Source organism: Methanospirillum lacunae (assembly GCF_003173355.1).
Lineage (GTDB): Archaea > Halobacteriota > Methanomicrobia > Methanomicrobiales > Methanospirillaceae > Methanospirillum > Methanospirillum lacunae.
On the sequence record NZ_QGMY01000007.1, the window covers coordinates 436,783 to 451,884 of the forward strand.

General features: G+C 41.5%; 11 protein-coding genes. 4 read left to right on the forward strand and 7 right to left on the reverse strand.

Annotated elements, in window-relative coordinates; genetic code table 11:
- Positions 1–60: 60 nt before the first annotated feature.
- Entirely contained in the window at positions 61–438 is a 378-nt protein-coding gene (locus tag DK846_RS10110) for an HIT family protein (protein WP_109968806.1), read from the reverse strand.
- A 237-nt stretch (positions 439–675) separates the two neighbouring features.
- Here DK846_RS10110 and DK846_RS10115 point away from each other — a divergent pair, with 237 nt between their 5' ends.
- Positions 676–1,878: a methyl-accepting chemotaxis protein gene (locus DK846_RS10115; RefSeq protein ID WP_109968807.1), complete on the forward strand. Its 1,203-nt coding sequence runs from the start codon at positions 676–678 to the stop codon at positions 1,876–1,878.
- A 157-nt stretch (positions 1,879–2,035) separates the two neighbouring features.
- On the opposite strand, the gene DK846_RS10120 is transcribed toward DK846_RS10115, so the two are convergent.
- Genes DK846_RS10120 through DK846_RS10130 form a run of 3 tightly spaced genes read right to left on the reverse strand, consistent with a single transcriptional unit; the run spans position 2,036 to position 6,256 of the window.
- Positions 2,036–4,573, reverse strand: coding sequence for a glycosyltransferase family 2 protein (locus DK846_RS10120; RefSeq protein ID WP_109968808.1), 2,538 nt, complete (start codon positions 4,571–4,573; stop codon positions 2,036–2,038).
- A gap of 18 nt (positions 4,574–4,591) precedes the next feature.
- A complete protein-coding gene (locus DK846_RS10125) occupies positions 4,592–5,026 on the reverse strand; it encodes a response regulator (protein ID WP_109968809.1) in 435 nt (144 codons plus the stop codon).
- A gap of 12 nt (positions 5,027–5,038) precedes the next feature.
- Positions 5,039–6,256 carry an ATP-binding response regulator gene (locus DK846_RS10130; protein ID WP_109968810.1) on the reverse strand — a complete coding sequence of 406 codons (1,218 nt, stop codon included), beginning with the start codon at positions 6,254–6,256 and terminating at the stop codon, positions 5,039–5,041.
- Positions 6,257–6,341: 85 nt separating this feature from the next.
- Here DK846_RS10130 and DK846_RS10135 point away from each other — a divergent pair, with 85 nt between their 5' ends.
- The gene (locus DK846_RS10135; protein ID WP_181391719.1) at positions 6,342–7,406 is read left to right on the forward strand and encodes a glycoside hydrolase family 26 protein; all 1,065 of its coding nucleotides are present in this window, start codon (positions 6,342–6,344) and stop codon (positions 7,404–7,406) included.
- Positions 7,407–7,715: 309 nt separating this feature from the next.
- Here DK846_RS10135 and hisC read toward each other — a convergent pair whose 3' ends face one another.
- Both hisC and DK846_RS10145 read right to left on the reverse strand, forming a co-directional pair.
- A complete protein-coding gene (gene hisC / locus DK846_RS10140; protein WP_109968812.1) occupies positions 7,716–8,828 on the reverse strand; it encodes a histidinol-phosphate transaminase in 1,113 nt (370 codons plus the stop codon).
- A complete protein-coding gene (locus DK846_RS10145) occupies positions 8,828–10,138 on the reverse strand; it encodes a hypothetical protein (protein WP_109968813.1) in 1,311 nt (436 codons plus the stop codon). Before DK846_RS10145 ends, hisC begins: the two co-directional genes overlap by 1 nt.
- Positions 10,139–10,295: 157 nt before the next feature.
- Between DK846_RS10145 and DK846_RS10150 the strand changes: the two genes are divergently transcribed.
- Both DK846_RS10150 and DK846_RS10155 read left to right on the forward strand, forming a co-directional pair.
- Positions 10,296–11,606 (forward strand): STAS domain-containing protein, encoded by a 1,311-nt coding sequence (locus tag DK846_RS10150; RefSeq protein WP_109968814.1) that lies wholly within the window; start codon positions 10,296–10,298, stop codon positions 11,604–11,606.
- Positions 11,607–11,625: 19 nt separating this feature from the next.
- Positions 11,626–13,524: a PP2C family protein-serine/threonine phosphatase gene (locus DK846_RS10155; RefSeq protein WP_109968815.1), complete on the forward strand. Its 1,899-nt coding sequence runs from the start codon at positions 11,626–11,628 to the stop codon at positions 13,522–13,524.
- A gap of 23 nt (positions 13,525–13,547) precedes the next feature.
- Here the strand turns inward: DK846_RS10155 and DK846_RS10160 are convergent, their stop codons facing one another.
- The gene (locus tag DK846_RS10160; RefSeq protein ID WP_109968816.1) at positions 13,548–14,873 is read right to left on the reverse strand and encodes an amidohydrolase; all 1,326 of its coding nucleotides are present in this window, start codon (positions 14,871–14,873) and stop codon (positions 13,548–13,550) included.
- Positions 14,874–15,102 lie beyond the last annotated feature (229 nt).

The window sequence follows — 15,102 nt, forward strand, 5'->3', positions numbered from 1 at the left end:
AGAAAGGATCGGTTGTTTTTTGCTCTTATGGATTATTTTGAGAGTAATTCCCGGTGTCTGTTAGTACTGCTGTTTCCCTGGTATCACTCCTCTTACTCCGCCTCTGGGGTCTTTCATATCCCCGGAGTACCGGGGAATAAGATGGATATGCAGGTGCATGATTGTCTGGCCAGCAGCAGAACCATCGTTGATCCCGATGTTGTATCCATCAGGGTTAAACGTTTCATCAAGATATGATTTCGCTACCCTTATTAGATTCCAGAGTGCAGAGAGTTCTGTCTCAGTAGCCTCAAAAACAGATTTGAAATGACGTTTTGGGATAATCAATAGGTGTCCTGGAGAAACCGGATTTTTATCATACCTGGCATAGACTTCATGGTTTTCCAGAATAGTTTCTTCTGGTCCGGGTGTGCAGAAGATACAGGATTCAGTTATCATAATCGTTGCTCAATCTATAGATAATAACCATGATATCCGATATTTGATCACAGATTTCACATTCATTGGTATAATGTCATTTAAAATAATTTGATCCACAAAAAACTCTGGCTATTGTTTCTAGACTAACATTAACTTTCACACCCTTGAGCATTTGCTCTACCTTTTTTGCCCTGATTGTCCTTGTATTACTCATAACAGAGAAATCCGAATATCATAACTTACGGCATACCATCCATGAATCAGTCTAATATTACCCTCAAACGAAGATTATCACTTCTTCTCTTTGTAATTATTCTCATCTCGACCGCATCAACAGGTATAGGTGTAGGGCTTTACTCATACAAGCAGAATCTTGATTTAATTGATAGTACTATTTCAAGTGTTCAGCAGGAAACCCAAGATAGATCAGAGGCGTTTTTTCTCATTCTTGCCGGTGCTGAACCGTCAATAGATTCTGAAATGGGCAGAGGTCTGCCTGCTATCTCTAAAGATATCGGAGCACTGAACAAATCCGTTTCTTTTGTCACTGCCCGGGATCTAAAACCGATAGCTGAGCGGAATAATGTCGATGACATCTATTTGATCAATGGGTCTGGTGTAATCTTCTCCACAACATACCCAGAGGATCAGGGATTTGATCTAAAAACCGTCGGGCTTGAATCATTCCTGAAAAATATCCTGAATTCAGGGAACTCCTCGATGGATCGGGCGGCGGTAAATGCACTGAACGGGGAAGTAACGAAGTATGCCTATTACAGCGAGCCCGGTAGCGATTACATCATCGAAACATCGGTTCAACTCCGAAAGGCACTAGTCAGAACCCTATCGCAGGATTTCACCTCGTTTCTGATGGATGATTTCCTCCCAAGAATTCAGGAGGAGAACCCCTTTGTTCTCGATGTTGATCTCTTCTCATCTAATACTCTGAGTCAGTACTCTCTGATCCATGAAGGGAGAAAGATGGATCCAGAGATCTACATGCAGGTCTATGATAAGGGAGAAGTCAGGATTCTCTCCGGGAATAACCTGACAGTCTATACACATTTTAGACCGAAGGAGAAAGAAGCAGATTATACTGGGAATCTGACCAGCATGATTGTCTATGATATAAGCATGCCTGGGAGGGTATTGTTTGAAACAGCCTGGCACACTCTTGTCATTCTGATCCTGATAACTCTCATTGCATTTCTTGTATCTGGCCGGCTTTTTGATCGTTTGGTTGTGTATCGTCTTCATACCATTCTCAATGGATTGCACCGAATCGGTGAGGGAGATTACTCTGTGAAGATAGATGATTCAGGCACTGATGAATTTTCCCGGATTGCCAATGAGATCAACCGGATGTCAGGATTGATCCTTGCTCGTGAAGAGGAACTGAAAAACCTGAGTCGTGATCAGGAAGGAGTGCCGGATCTTTCATGTGCCTCTCAGAAATGAGAGGCAGTGTCTGATTCCCATGATAATCTGGGCCGGTCCGGTTGCTTATATCGGTGTACCTCAATAATTTTCTCTTCCTGTAATATGACCAGCCGGTGTAATGTAACCCGGAATGGGTGTGGATAATCAATCCCCTTGTTTAAAAACGAAAAATAAATCAGATTGCTGCCTGGAGAATAGTAATCCTTACTCCTGATTCATAGATGCGGGTAATCTGAATCTCTGCAGATATGTTGCCTCCAGGTATGGTAAGGACAGCGGGAGTTGAATCAATCCTGTATGTTGAGACTCTTTCAGGCGAATTAACCTTCACTTCGTATACATGGGTGGTATCTTTTGTGCCCTGATCAGGTCCTTCAGCTTGTATCTTGATGGAATTAGTATCAGGATCATATGTAAGAGTCATGCCTGGCTCCTGGGAACTTACGATCTCCTGCTTTTGCCACAATTTGATCCCTGATTCTTCAGTTGGAACCTGTGTTATCTGGGGTGTGGCTTTGTTAGGCTTAGGAATCGCCTCATAATTCAGGAGTCTGGGCTCCTGCCCTGCCTGTATCTGATTTAAAGGAATTAGAGCCTGTGAAAGACCTGGAACTTTTGTGATCTTTACGTGGTCAGATATCGGTGCAAAGGGAATAATATCTACAATGATTAGGGCAAAAAGGACCAGACAGATTGTAAACCCGATGGACAACGCCAACTGGGGAACTGTCATGTGGGTCTTCCCATTCCTGACTTCCGGTTCTTTCACATCGATCCAGCGAACCTGACGGGCAAGGTTTTCAGGTTCCTGTCTTATCTTCTCCTCGGTAAGGAGAGAGGTTCCATGAGCAGTCTTCTCCCACTTGTATGCCTTTCCCGCGGCAAGTTGGATCAGTCCCTTCCATGCGCCGATGCTCATAAATGTCCAGTAAATCGGAGAGAACAACGAATAAATTAGAAGATCCTTCTGTTTCTCTTTCCAGGTGGCCAGAAGCATCATCACCAGAAAGAAGAGGTTGCCGATGATCAGGTTGAAGACCGCGATTGCTGCAAACGGCCAGAAATCAAACCAGCGTGAGAAATACTCGGGGATGATAAACCCTGCAACAAACACTCCCCATAGAAACAGGTTCATGAGGGGCAGGTAGAAGTTGCCTCCGAATCCGGTCTGGAAAACGAGAAAATTTTTTAGCCCGATATCCCGGTATACTTTTACCGGGTGACGCATCGTCACAAACCATGTGATAACAAACCCTTTGACCCACCGTGATCGCTGTTTGATCCATGAACGGACACTGGTCACTGCTTCTTCATAGGTATGAGAGTTCAATACCCCGGTCTTGTACTTCTTTCTGGCAATCCGCATCCCGAGATCGGCGTCTTCGGTGACATTGAATGGATCCCATGCACCAAGTTCCCTGAGCGTCCTCATTCTGAAGTGGTTGCTCGTTCCACCGAGTGGTATTGGTGCACCGATCTTGTCAAGACCCTGGATATAATAGTCGTAGTAATACGAGTATTCAATAGAGAACCAGCGGGTCAGAATATTTTTGCGCGGGTTGTAAAAGTTGAGCAGACACTGGATACAGGCATACTCAGGACCGAGCCGGCGAAAAGCCAGGACTGTCTTCTTGAGCTGATCACGGTCTGGCAGATCTTCAGCATCATATATGACCACGAACTCACCACGTGCCCGTTTCAGACCGTAATTGCATGCACGTGGTTTGGTCTTCAGTTCGGCGTTCGGGATAATTACCGGGTGAAATATACTAAGAAATCTTCGGTATTCATCCTCCGACATGGGGGAGATAATCTCCTCAATGTTTCCGAACAGTCCTAGTTTTCTTGCTTTTCCGATGGTCTCCTCGTCCTCCTCTTCCATCAGTATCTTTACATCCAGTTTTTCCCGTGGATAATCCATCTTTGCGATGTTACTGAGGATATGAGGAAGCATCTCTTTTTCATGAAAGAGTGGGACCAGAAGTGTGTATATTGGAAGATCTTCATCGCGAATTGCTTTGATATCATCATCTGTGATGAAGATAACCCGTTTAGTTCCTGAAAGACCCTGAAGTGAGATATAAAATTTTATCGGGTTCATCAGGAAATAGGTGATATTTATGATTGTAAAGATTAGAAATGTCCCGAAATACGGATTATACACGATGAGCAGAGCCATCAGAAGAATAAAGAGTATTATTGTCCCTTTCTGCCAGGGAATCAGGATACGGTACGCAGATTCTTCAGGCTGCCTGTCTACGAGTTCATTTAATGCACTGTATGCATGTGGTGCCTCATAGCACCCTTCACTCATCGACTTTACTGTATCAATTGATACAACGACCTTCTCAATTTTTTTATGAAATACATCTTCAAGTCGTTTGAAAAGATCGCTATCCAACGGGTTTGCTGTTGCTACCCTGACATATCTAGGTTTTGATTCAAGAAGCAGTATCAAAGCCCCCTCTTCCACTGTATATGGGAGCATGCAACCGAGATCGAGAGTTTTGGTTATGGCTTCCTTCTCAATAAATTCGAGACCTAGCCGATCAGCAAGTATGGAAAAGAAGGTATCAGGAACAAAAATGCGGTATTTTGCCAGATAACTGATTATTGATTCTGCTGTGATTTCAGGATCAGTCAGCGCCCCAATATTGGGAACGTTTAACTCGGTTAGAAGGGTGATTACCTCTTCTTTGGTTACCGGGTTCATAAGATAATAGGACTTCTCTCATCTCCGTATATTTAGTAATTTCTCTTCCAAGAATCCTGCAATCTTTTCACCGTCAACAGATGTTTCACGCTCCTGTTCCTCCAGTTTTTCTTTTACCTTTGCTAGGAGCATGTCAGGATCAACCGGTTTGAGGATATAGGCGTCAGCTCCTGCATTAAGCGATATTACTGAATTTTCAAGGCTGGCATACCCGGTTACCATGATCTTCTTCATGGCAGGACGGATTTTATGAGATTTTTCTAAAAGTTCGGTTCCTTCCATGTCCGGGAGTTTAATATCAAAGAGAGCTAAATTGAAGAAGGTAGATTCTATCTTTTGAAGTCCATCCCCGCCAGTGGAGGCTGTCTCAACTTCATATCCATCGATCTCAAGAATTTGTCTTGTACTGTCCAGAATCCCGAGATCATCATCGACAACAAGAATTCGTTTCATTGATTTTCAGTCCTAGTTTGGTAATGACGTATGATCATCCGGAAGGAGAACCTCAAATGTGGTTCCTGCCGGTGATGTTTCTTTCACAGATATGGTTCCCCCATGTGCTTCAACCAGCCGTTTACATACTGGGAGACCGAATCCGGTCCCCTTTGACTTCGTGGTAAAGAGAGGTTCAAATATCCGATCCTTTACTGATGGTTGTATACCAATCCCCGTATCTGAGATTGTTATACTGATACGTTCACTCGATTTCGATGTTTTTAGCGTCAGTGTTCCCCCATGTTCCATTGCCTGGATAGCATTAATGATCAGGTTTTCCATAACCCTTCTAAATAGAGTAGTATCTACTGAAATCTTAATTCCGGGTTGGTACTGCCTCTGAACAGAGATATCCTCGGGTAAGGTTATCGATCCTAGCAATTCATCAAGAAACAGTCCGGGATCGGTGAGAACAAGGGTCGGGTTAACTTCTCGTGCGTAGTTCTGTAGGTCAGAGACTATTTTATTGAGATATTGGGTTTCAGATCCGATCCTGGAGAAGAGATCAGGTATTCCATGCTTCTGAAGAATTGCTGCTTCATCAGGATCCATATTTGTGATCTTGTGTGTGAGGAGGTAATTCATATTGGTAATTACCTGGAGAGGATTTCTCATATCATGTCCGATCATGGTAGAGAGTTCACCTATCACCGCAAACCTCTGAGCTTCTTTAAGCTGCTTGGTCCTTTCTTCAACTAGTTCTTCAAGATGCTTTGAGTAGAGCTCAAGGCGATTTCGTGTCCGGTATAACTCCACTGCTTGTCTGATCTTCTGAGAAAGATCAACATAGATCTCATCAGGAGGATGATCCAGATTTGCAGTATGATCAGACTTCAAGGACTCACTATCCGGGACAGTGAAGAGAATGAAGGGAATTTTTATACCCTCACCCTGAAGTGCCCGGTGAAGATCAATCCCATTCATATCAGGCATGTCATAATCAGAAACAACCGCGTCAAATCCGTTCTCCTTGGAAAGGGTAAGAGCCTCCTGACCTGTTCCGGTGGTTATTATAGATAGAGGACTTGTTTTTTCCAGGTTGTTCTTTGATATCTGTGCAAGTTCCGGGTCCGTATCAATAAGAAGAACCTTTAGAGTATCTGCAGGTCCTACCACCGACTGGTCCCCGAAGTCTGAAGGGAGGAACGTTGATGGGAGAGAATTATTATTAAATGGATTGGAAGGCATTACACTCGTGATAATGGATATTACGGCGGGGCTCCCTAAAAATGTAAGTATTGGTTGTGGGAGTTGTGGTTATCAGGTATCTAAGATGAGATGCAGAAAATTTCGTGTCCTTCTGATCGTTATGCTCCTTTTTGGTTGCTTTGTGCCTGTTTCCGGCGGAATAGGAAATACATCTCTCTGCCTGCCGCAACAGGGAGCATTCTGGCTGGGGGTACACCCTCCTGTTCAGTATCATGCCACCGAAATGGATGTTACCAACTCAAGTATTGCTTCATTTGCACGTGCTGTGGGGAAAAAACCGGCAATTGTAGTGTTTTCTCATGAGTGGGGGGTCAATAAAAGTTTTCCGTCAAAACAGTTTGCTCAAATATACGAATCTGGCGCAACTCCCTGGGTCAGGTTAATGCTGAGATCAGATATCCATCAGAATAAACCAGAACCACTCTTCACGATGAGTCGTATTTTAAATGGGGCATATGATGCAGAACTGAGGAACTGGGCTGTTCAGGTAAAAAATCTCGGGTACCCTGTTATTGTTGAGTATGGCACTGAAGTGAATGGAAAGTGGTTCCCATGGAATGGGTACTGGACTGGAAATACGCATGGTGCAGAAAAGTTCAGGGAGACCTATCGCCATATATTTCAGGTTCTTGAGAAAGAAGGGGCATCAAATCTTATCAGAGTATACCATGTGAATTGGCATAGTGATCCTGATGAATCATGGAATACTATTGCAGCCTATTATCCGGGGGATGAATTTGTTGATATTATTGGTGTATCAGTATACGGAGCACTTACTCCAAAGGAGAAGAATGTAAAACCGTTTTCGGAGATGATGGATCTCTCATACCAGGAAATTGTTGCATTAAACACGAGTAAACCTATTATTATTGCAGAAACTGGAACCGATATTAACAATGAATATATAAATCCAGTTGTTTGGACAAAGGATGCTCTGATGAATCTGAGTAGTGGGCGGTGGCCAGGAGTTATTGGAATAGTCTGGTGGAATAGTGCATGGCCAAATGATTCAACTTCTGGATATAATACTTCGATGAGGGTAGAAGAGGATTCTACGTTGCAGGAGTTATTACACAACCTGATTGGTAATGATAGTCGATTTGTGAATAAAACAGACTTAACCTGTTAGGTTTCGCATAATGCATAGGATATTCTGATAGAACAATAGGGGCGTATAGTTTCTCCCATGAGCTCGCGTAAATCAGTAATGGTCTCTCCATAAGGTATCTTAACGTTAGAGTTTGGAAAAAGACTGGGTGCACAACTGCTTTGGCAGCTCCGCCACCTTGGCCAGATCAGGTCTCAAGGGGTTAAGGGAGGGATGATTGTGAACATTGCAAGGATTTCATCTGGTTTTGGGAACTGGAAGAAAAATGTGTAGTAATCATGGACTGAACAAGTTGGTTCTTTACGATAGTAAATTATATCTCGCTTAATTTCAGATACACCTCGGCAGGACTGACAAAAAACCCTCCATAACTTGTACCTGATGAAAAGTAACCCGGATATAGTTAGGGAATCGGAACTGGGTCATAGGTCTGACCATATATCCATGATGCATCAACCGTCGATACAATAGTGTGTCTGAAATAGGTGCATGAATCAGAATAAAATTACCTTCTCCTGAAATGTATTCCAGCCCCATCTTATCTAGTTCACATTCCATATAATGTCGCGACTCAGTAATCATGGATCGAGTGTTGCGGATATGAGAACCATCATCTTGAAGAGCACCGATTGCAGCAGCTTGCGCCAAGGCATTTACAGAATACACTGGTGAGGTGCGTCTGATAACATCAGCAACCATGGGACTCGATGCCAGATAGCCGATTCGTAAACTTGCGAGACCGTACATCTTGGAAAATGTTCTGAATACTACGAGATTCGGATAACGTGAGATGAGTTTAATACCATCCGGATAATCCGAAGCTGCAACATATTCTGCATACGCCTCATCAATAACAACTATCTGCTCACCATGCACCATATCAAGAAAATTTCTGAGTTTTTTATCGTTCCAGTATGTTCCTGTCGGATTATTGGGATTACAGAGATAGATAATCTTAGTATTTTTATCTCGTTCGGCTAGGATTGCATCACTATCAAATCCATTATTCTTAAGGGGAATGAGTTTGGTTTTTATTTCTGAGAATCCTGCGACCCATTCATACACTGAAAAGGTCTTATCTGCAGTAATAATATTATCACCAGGCTTGCAAAATGCGTGGATGATTGAATTAACACCTTCATTTGCACCATTACCAATAATAAATGAATCAATTGACAGCCCAGAGAGTTGTGACAATCGATGCCTTAAGTAATATGAATCTCCACTGGGGTATTGTGCAATTAAAACTGGATCAAATCTTACAATTGCATCAATGGCCGCCTGTGGGGGTCCTAGTACATTCTCGTTATTATTCATTCTGTGTAGGAACGGGGCATTGAATAGCTTCCTTAGTATATCATCAGGTTTACTGGGAATATAGGGGGAAATATTCTGTAAATGTGAAGGAACTTGTTTTAGGATCGAAGGTTGTGAATCATTCATCAAAGGTTTTCACCTATATAATAGAAAACAAGGATATCACTCGTTCCTCCCCAGGGGATGATATAGGACGGAAAAAATCCAGATTTTATTAGTACTGGAACTAGGAAGACTTCCATCTCGTTACTGAGATCCATCTCATATGTTATTTCTGAAATTTCCTGCTTTGTAAGATGAGAAATATGGGCAGCAAGGATTAAAGCAGCATCTGTACCAACTATTCGCAAGGTGAGTGAGGCAATTTTCCTGTTGTTATCAATCCTGACAGAAAAAACTGTGAATTCATCTGGGGTCTCACCAGCTGGATGAGAAGAAGTGAGAAACCTCGGAAGATTCATTTTCTCATACCACTCGTTTACAACCTGGGTAAAATCAGGATGCACAACAACAGTTACACCAGTATCCTCTTCGAGCTGGCGGTACAGTGGCATACTGGTATCAGATAATTTTCTCTGATCTTTTTTAGGATAATTCCAGGCAATTGTGGGTAACTTTTCGAACCAGGATTCTGGTACACCAGGAAGTGGATCCCTGATAATGAGGCTCTTTAACCCTGACCTTCCAACCGATTCAAGGAGAAAACTGGTGAGTTCTTCTCCTGGCTGATGACCTGCAATAAATACATAAGGCCCATGGACCTCAATAAGATGTTCTCCCTCCACCCAGAATATGCATCCAGCCACATTTCCCTTTCCGTCACTATAAACAGCAGCCTGCATTTCACCACTTCTAATCATATCGAGGATCTTTCCTGGGTAGCGACAAAATACAGGCGCACGTGAGCCATATCTCTGTATTATCCTAATAGCAGCCTGTTTTATCTCTTCATGGGTACCGGTCGTACAACTCAAGTTAGGTAATGATGCAGGTAGTGCATCCAGATTACTTTCAGATGCGAGGGGGTACTGTTTTTCTATGATGAGGTGGACAACAGTTTCATCAGGGGTATCTTGATCAAGAATAAAACGGTCAACAACATGTGCTGCAATAAATATTTCCATATGAGCAAGACACCCGGGATCTCGGGGATCACTAGTGGCAGTTATATTCAAGACCTGTAGTGGGATAGTAATCGGGGAAAACTTAAACGTTATCTGGATGTAATATCCACACTCTTTGATATTCAGCGTAAGATCAGAAATGCCATTAGAATGTGACGTCAGATAGGTGTAAACATCCTCACATGCAAGAACTGAACGTTTTATATCATTTTCAGAAAGACCATACGTAATTACTACCTGTTCTGCAAATTGGGTGATTACCGGAAGTATATCCTGAGAGAGGGGTACTTTTAGTTCAATTGATCTCTTCATTCCAGTATCTCTCTAACCCTTTTTTCAGGTATTCAGATAAGGATATCTGCAATATGTAATTTCATTATTTAAGAGGAAAAAAATTTAGAATCACTAATCTACACTCCAATTACAAAAATTCTTCCCTCATTGAGTAGATAATTCAATCAGAATTCCTATGGAAATAACTGTTAGTCGTGTACAAGGGAATCTCATATTTACAATAAATGGAAGGATGGATGGATTCGGATCTCAAAAAGTTACCGAGAGTCTCCAAACAAGCCTTTGTGATTCTGATATTGATATTATTTTTGACCTCAAGCAAATGGATTATATTAGTTCTGCAGGATTACGTGTTTTTCAGGAAATATACCGAAAAATTAAAGAAAGAAATGGAAAAGTCATTGTTTGCCAGGTACAAGACTTTCCCTTAGGTATAATGAAAATGGGTGGATTCCTTCAGGCTCTGGAACTACATACCACCCTTGAAGATGCCATTTCTTCATCCCGAAATAATCTGTCTTTGGATAATCAAAAAAAATCTGAATTGAAATTTACTTTTGAAGAGATTGGCCAGGGTACTGCTTCATTACAGGTGTTGGGAAACCTTACCAATATCGAAGAAGGCAAGATTACAGATGATGATATCCAGAAGCTATTATACACACCAGAAAAATTCGAGATTGGCATCGGTGCAGTCGGGACAAATAAGGAGTCTGTTAAAAATATCCTTGGAAACATGGTAATACTGAACGGAGATATGCTCTGGACGCCTGCTGATGGTAATGAGACTGCAGATTTTTTTACCGGAGATATTATGGAGGGGGGAGAAATTGAGCGATTTGGAATATTCCAGGTTACTCACCTTGGGCCATTCCAGTACATCCTTACCTTACAGGCTGAAAATACCGGTGACCACTCAATTAATGGACTTGCTGAGGAAATTTCAAGGTTTGCTGAAATTAATTGCCCCAATTTTTCCGGTGTCTGGGTTATGAGTATGAAAGCAACTATAGAAGGAATCTGTAGTTCTGACATCACATCTTCCTTGATTACAGCAGCAAAAACGAAACAAAATCAGCAGCATGAGGAAGGAGGGGTGAAACACTCACTTTATCGCATTCCCACAAGAGAATCAATAATAGAAGCAGCATCAGAGGATAATCTTGATAACAGGTATCTGGGAGAGACACTAATCGGGTTTGGATATGGTGTAGATCTGAAAAGGGCAAAAGGTTATTTTTCTCCAGATACTCTTGAAACTATTGCCATTATGCCCTCCCCGATGCACCATTACGACCTTTTTCTGAATATCAATGGGGCCGTATTACGAGATGTTCCTTGGAATCCTTCACGGGATCTGAATCTACAGATATCACAGGAACTTAAAAATGGTTCCCTGGTTACGATGCATCACCTTTTGGGAATCACCAAAATCAGAAATGTATCTGTAGCAATATCATTTATATCTTCAATTTCTGTTAAATAATCAAAAAACTCTGATAATTTTGAAAAAATCAATTCGTAATTATCTTATTATTAATATCATACTAGTTATTGCCATAGTCGTTGGCGGGGTAATCGTATTTTCTTATCTTTCTGCAAAGGATGATGTCCTGTATGAAAACGAAATTATGCAGGCATATTCTGAAAAAAATATTATCGAATCAGTGGATTTGGTGAATGACGGACTCAAACTGATCGATGATACACTAAATTCAGATACCGAAAAATTGTTACAAAAATATCTTGATGCTTACAATAGAAGTAATGCAAGTCCGGAGAATATGGATCTTGAGGCTCTCAGTTCCACATTCAGCAAGGAGATTAACCGCACTGTCAACCTCTATATTTTCAATGCCGATGGGATCATCGCCTATACCAATGAACCCCACGTTAAGGGACTAGATACAAATAAACAGTTTCCAGAATTTTTTAAATCATTGACATCTGTTCGACTTGGCACCCGTTCTGTAAAAGACAGGGTCGTTCATTCTGCCCAGGATTTAAATGATTCTACTGTAAGCGGAGAACTTACGAAATTTGGATATATTCCCACTCCTGATCATCGGTTTGTTCTTGAAACTGGAATAAAATCGGAGGAATTTGCAGATAGCCGAACTCAATTATCATACCAGGAAATGATTGAGAAAATCGGGAAGATAAACACAGATATTGAAAAGATCCAGGTTTATACCGTTTATCAATTCTGTTCTGCCGAGTGGTATGCAAAAGGCAGGGCTGCGAAACAAAATATTACCACTTCACCCCTAATACAAAAAGCAATAGAGGAACGTAGCCATCTCTCGGAAATAAATAGCGAATCTGGAAATTTGATAAAATATTTATTCATCGACCTGAAGGATCCTGACGCTGTTTCAGATGATAGTATTGTGGTCGTGATTGAATATGGTAAAGAACGCATGGAATCACTTCTCCAGGGGTTAATTATCAAATTTGTTGTTTTAAGCTTTTTTGCTATCCTTGCTGGTCTTATACTCGCATTCGTCATTTCAAAACGAATTTCCATATCAATCAGGACAATAATGGATGATGTCAGACGAATTGCCGGCGGTGATCTGGATCATACTATTGGAGGAATGAATACTGAGGAGTTTTCTGATCTACAACTCAGCATCAACCAGATGATAAAAAAAATAAAGCAATATAGTGAAGAACTTGAACGAAGAAGAACTGAGTTACTCGTCGCATCACACATTCAACAAGCAATTCTTCCCACTAAAATTTCAATTCCCGAAGGATATGATTTAGCAGCTATCAACATTCCAGCACTAGATGTAGGCGGAGACTTTTTTGATATCTTCTCACGGGAGAAAGGAACCTGTACTTTGGTGCTTGCAGATGTAGCAGGGAAAGGAGTTGCAGCTTCACTATTAATGGCCTTGTCAAGCACCATCATCAGAGTTCTCTCCAGGTGGACAATAAAACCGATCGAGATTCTTCAGGCTTCAAACAATATTTTCATCGAAGATTCGGGAACGGTAAGTTTCATTACTATGTTTTATGCGATGCTGAATATTTCCAGTGCCCGACTTCAATATGTGAATGCCGGTCATAATCCACCCATTCTCTATCGCTCCGATGGTAGTATTGAGATGCTTGATTCAAATGGGCCGGTCATCGGTCTGATGGATACTGCATCCTATGAACAAAAAAATATTGATCTTCATACAGGGGATGTACTCGTGATCTATTCAGATGGGGTAACTGAAGCAATGAATTCAGAAGGAATTATGTTTTCGGAGGAAAATCTATGCAAAGTTATCCGTGAAAATCACCAGAAATCTGCAACTGACATAATACAGGTTATTCTTCAGGAAATTCGCGATTTTATAAAAGAAGAACCACAATCCGATGATATTACCATCATGGTTCTGAAGAAATAAGGATGAAATAGGGCCTGCAAAGATTAAAATTGTTGATTGACTCTTCTGACCAGTTGTTCTGCGGCGTGTGAAGCTTGATTCATTATCTCTTCTTCCCCGGGGACATACTCATGTAACATAAGAAGCCGCCCATTACAGATTGTTGTATCAACCCGGGATCCAGAACTCTGTGTCAGCATCTGTTCTGGTGATAATCCATTTTTGCCAGGAAAACCTCCGGATGATTTTAAAAGAATTAGGTCTGCAGGTTTTCCAATTTGAAGAACCCCAGTAGATAGTCCAAGAGCACGGGAACCGGCATGGGTAGCAAGAGAGAGAAGTTCCTGTGGTGGAAGAAGTGAGCGGTCATTCCATGAAAACCTCTGTACCATAGCAGCAATCCGCATTGTTTCCATCATATCAAGGTTGTTATTGGAAGCACACCCATCAGTTCCCAGTCCGACATTCACCTTCGCATCCTTGAGCCATTGATAAGGCATTGTCTTTCCAACGGTGAGTTTCATGTTGCTGACCGGATTATGAGCAACATGGACACCTCCTTTCGCAAGAATCGAGCAATCACCTTTGCTAATCCAACAACAATGAGCAGCAACGGTTTCAGGAGTAAGTAATCCATGCCGGTAAAGAAGACCAGTAGGTGTTGTTTGATGGGTTTTTTGGCAATCGAGAACTTCCTTCTCAGTCTCACTCATGTGAATATGGATTGGAACGTGATACTGATGTGAGAAATCCCGACACCACTCCATACTTTGAGGAGTTACTGAATATACTGCATGAGGCCCGATCCCCGGTGTTATCAAATTATTATTCCAGGATTTCACGGTCTGTACATATTTTTCTGTCTCTTTCTTCCTCTGGTCTATTATGTCTGAATCTCCAAAATCGGTATATAATGATGACAATACAGCCCGCATATTCATATCACGAACTGCCTTGGCGACATCCAGTTCAAAAAAGTACATATCAAGAAATGTCGTGGTCCCGGATCTGATCATTTCAAGACAAGCCAACCTGGTTCCTATATAGACATCGTTAGGAGTCATCACGGCTTCAATAGGGAGTATCTTATCGAAAAGCCACTGATTAAATGCTATATCATCAGCATACCCCCTGAATAAGGTCATTGCTGCGTGGGTGTGCAGATTTACAAATCCCGGTAAAACTACCATTCCCTCTGCATCTATACTGAGTATGGCTTCATTGTCATACTTTTTCGAGATGTTTTCCCCAATATCTTTAATTAATCCAATTTCGTCAATGAAAATGTCAATTATCTTATCTGATGAATTTACATTCGTAATCAGGATTGGATAGTTTTTATTGAAAAGACCAGGATCGAGAGAACTCATTATGATAGATTATTGATATGGAGGTAATTATTCGCTTTTAAGAATAGTTGTGTTTTTCAAGAAATTATCCCAGTATTTTTTTCTGGGGCTGTGAAATCGTTTAGATCAACACATCTAGTGTTGTTGTATGGATCTAGATCTAAAAAAACTAACAGTACGTAACTTAAATGTTACAAAGACTAGCAATAGAGTTAACAATTTAGAACAATAGCAGCGTAAAGGTTCTCCC

Excerpts from the sequence above, each read along its gene's own strand:
- DK846_RS10110 (WP_109968806.1), bottom strand. The coding sequence starts at position 438 with ATGATAACTGAATCCTGTATCTTCTGCACACCCGGACCAGAAGAAACT.
- DK846_RS10115 (WP_109968807.1), top strand. The coding sequence starts at position 676 with ATGAATCAGTCTAATATTACCCTCAAACGAAGATTATCACTTCTTCTC.
- DK846_RS10120 (WP_109968808.1), bottom strand. The coding sequence starts at position 4,573 with ATGAACCCGGTAACCAAAGAAGAGGTAATCACCCTTCTAACCGAGTTA.
- DK846_RS10125 (WP_109968809.1), bottom strand. The coding sequence starts at position 5,026 with ATGAAACGAATTCTTGTTGTCGATGATGATCTCGGGATTCTGGACAGT.
- DK846_RS10130 (WP_109968810.1), bottom strand. The coding sequence starts at position 6,256 with ATGCCTTCCAATCCATTTAATAATAATTCTCTCCCATCAACGTTCCTC.
- DK846_RS10135 (WP_181391719.1), top strand. The coding sequence starts at position 6,342 with ATGAGATGCAGAAAATTTCGTGTCCTTCTGATCGTTATGCTCCTTTTT.
- hisC (WP_109968812.1), bottom strand. The coding sequence starts at position 8,828 with ATGAATGATTCACAACCTTCGATCCTAAAACAAGTTCCTTCACATTTA.
- DK846_RS10145 (WP_109968813.1), bottom strand. The coding sequence starts at position 10,138 with ATGAAGAGATCAATTGAACTAAAAGTACCCCTCTCTCAGGATATACTT.
- DK846_RS10150 (WP_109968814.1), top strand. The coding sequence starts at position 10,296 with ATGGAAATAACTGTTAGTCGTGTACAAGGGAATCTCATATTTACAATA.
- DK846_RS10160 (WP_109968816.1), bottom strand. The coding sequence starts at position 14,873 with ATGAGTTCTCTCGATCCTGGTCTTTTCAATAAAAACTATCCAATCCTG.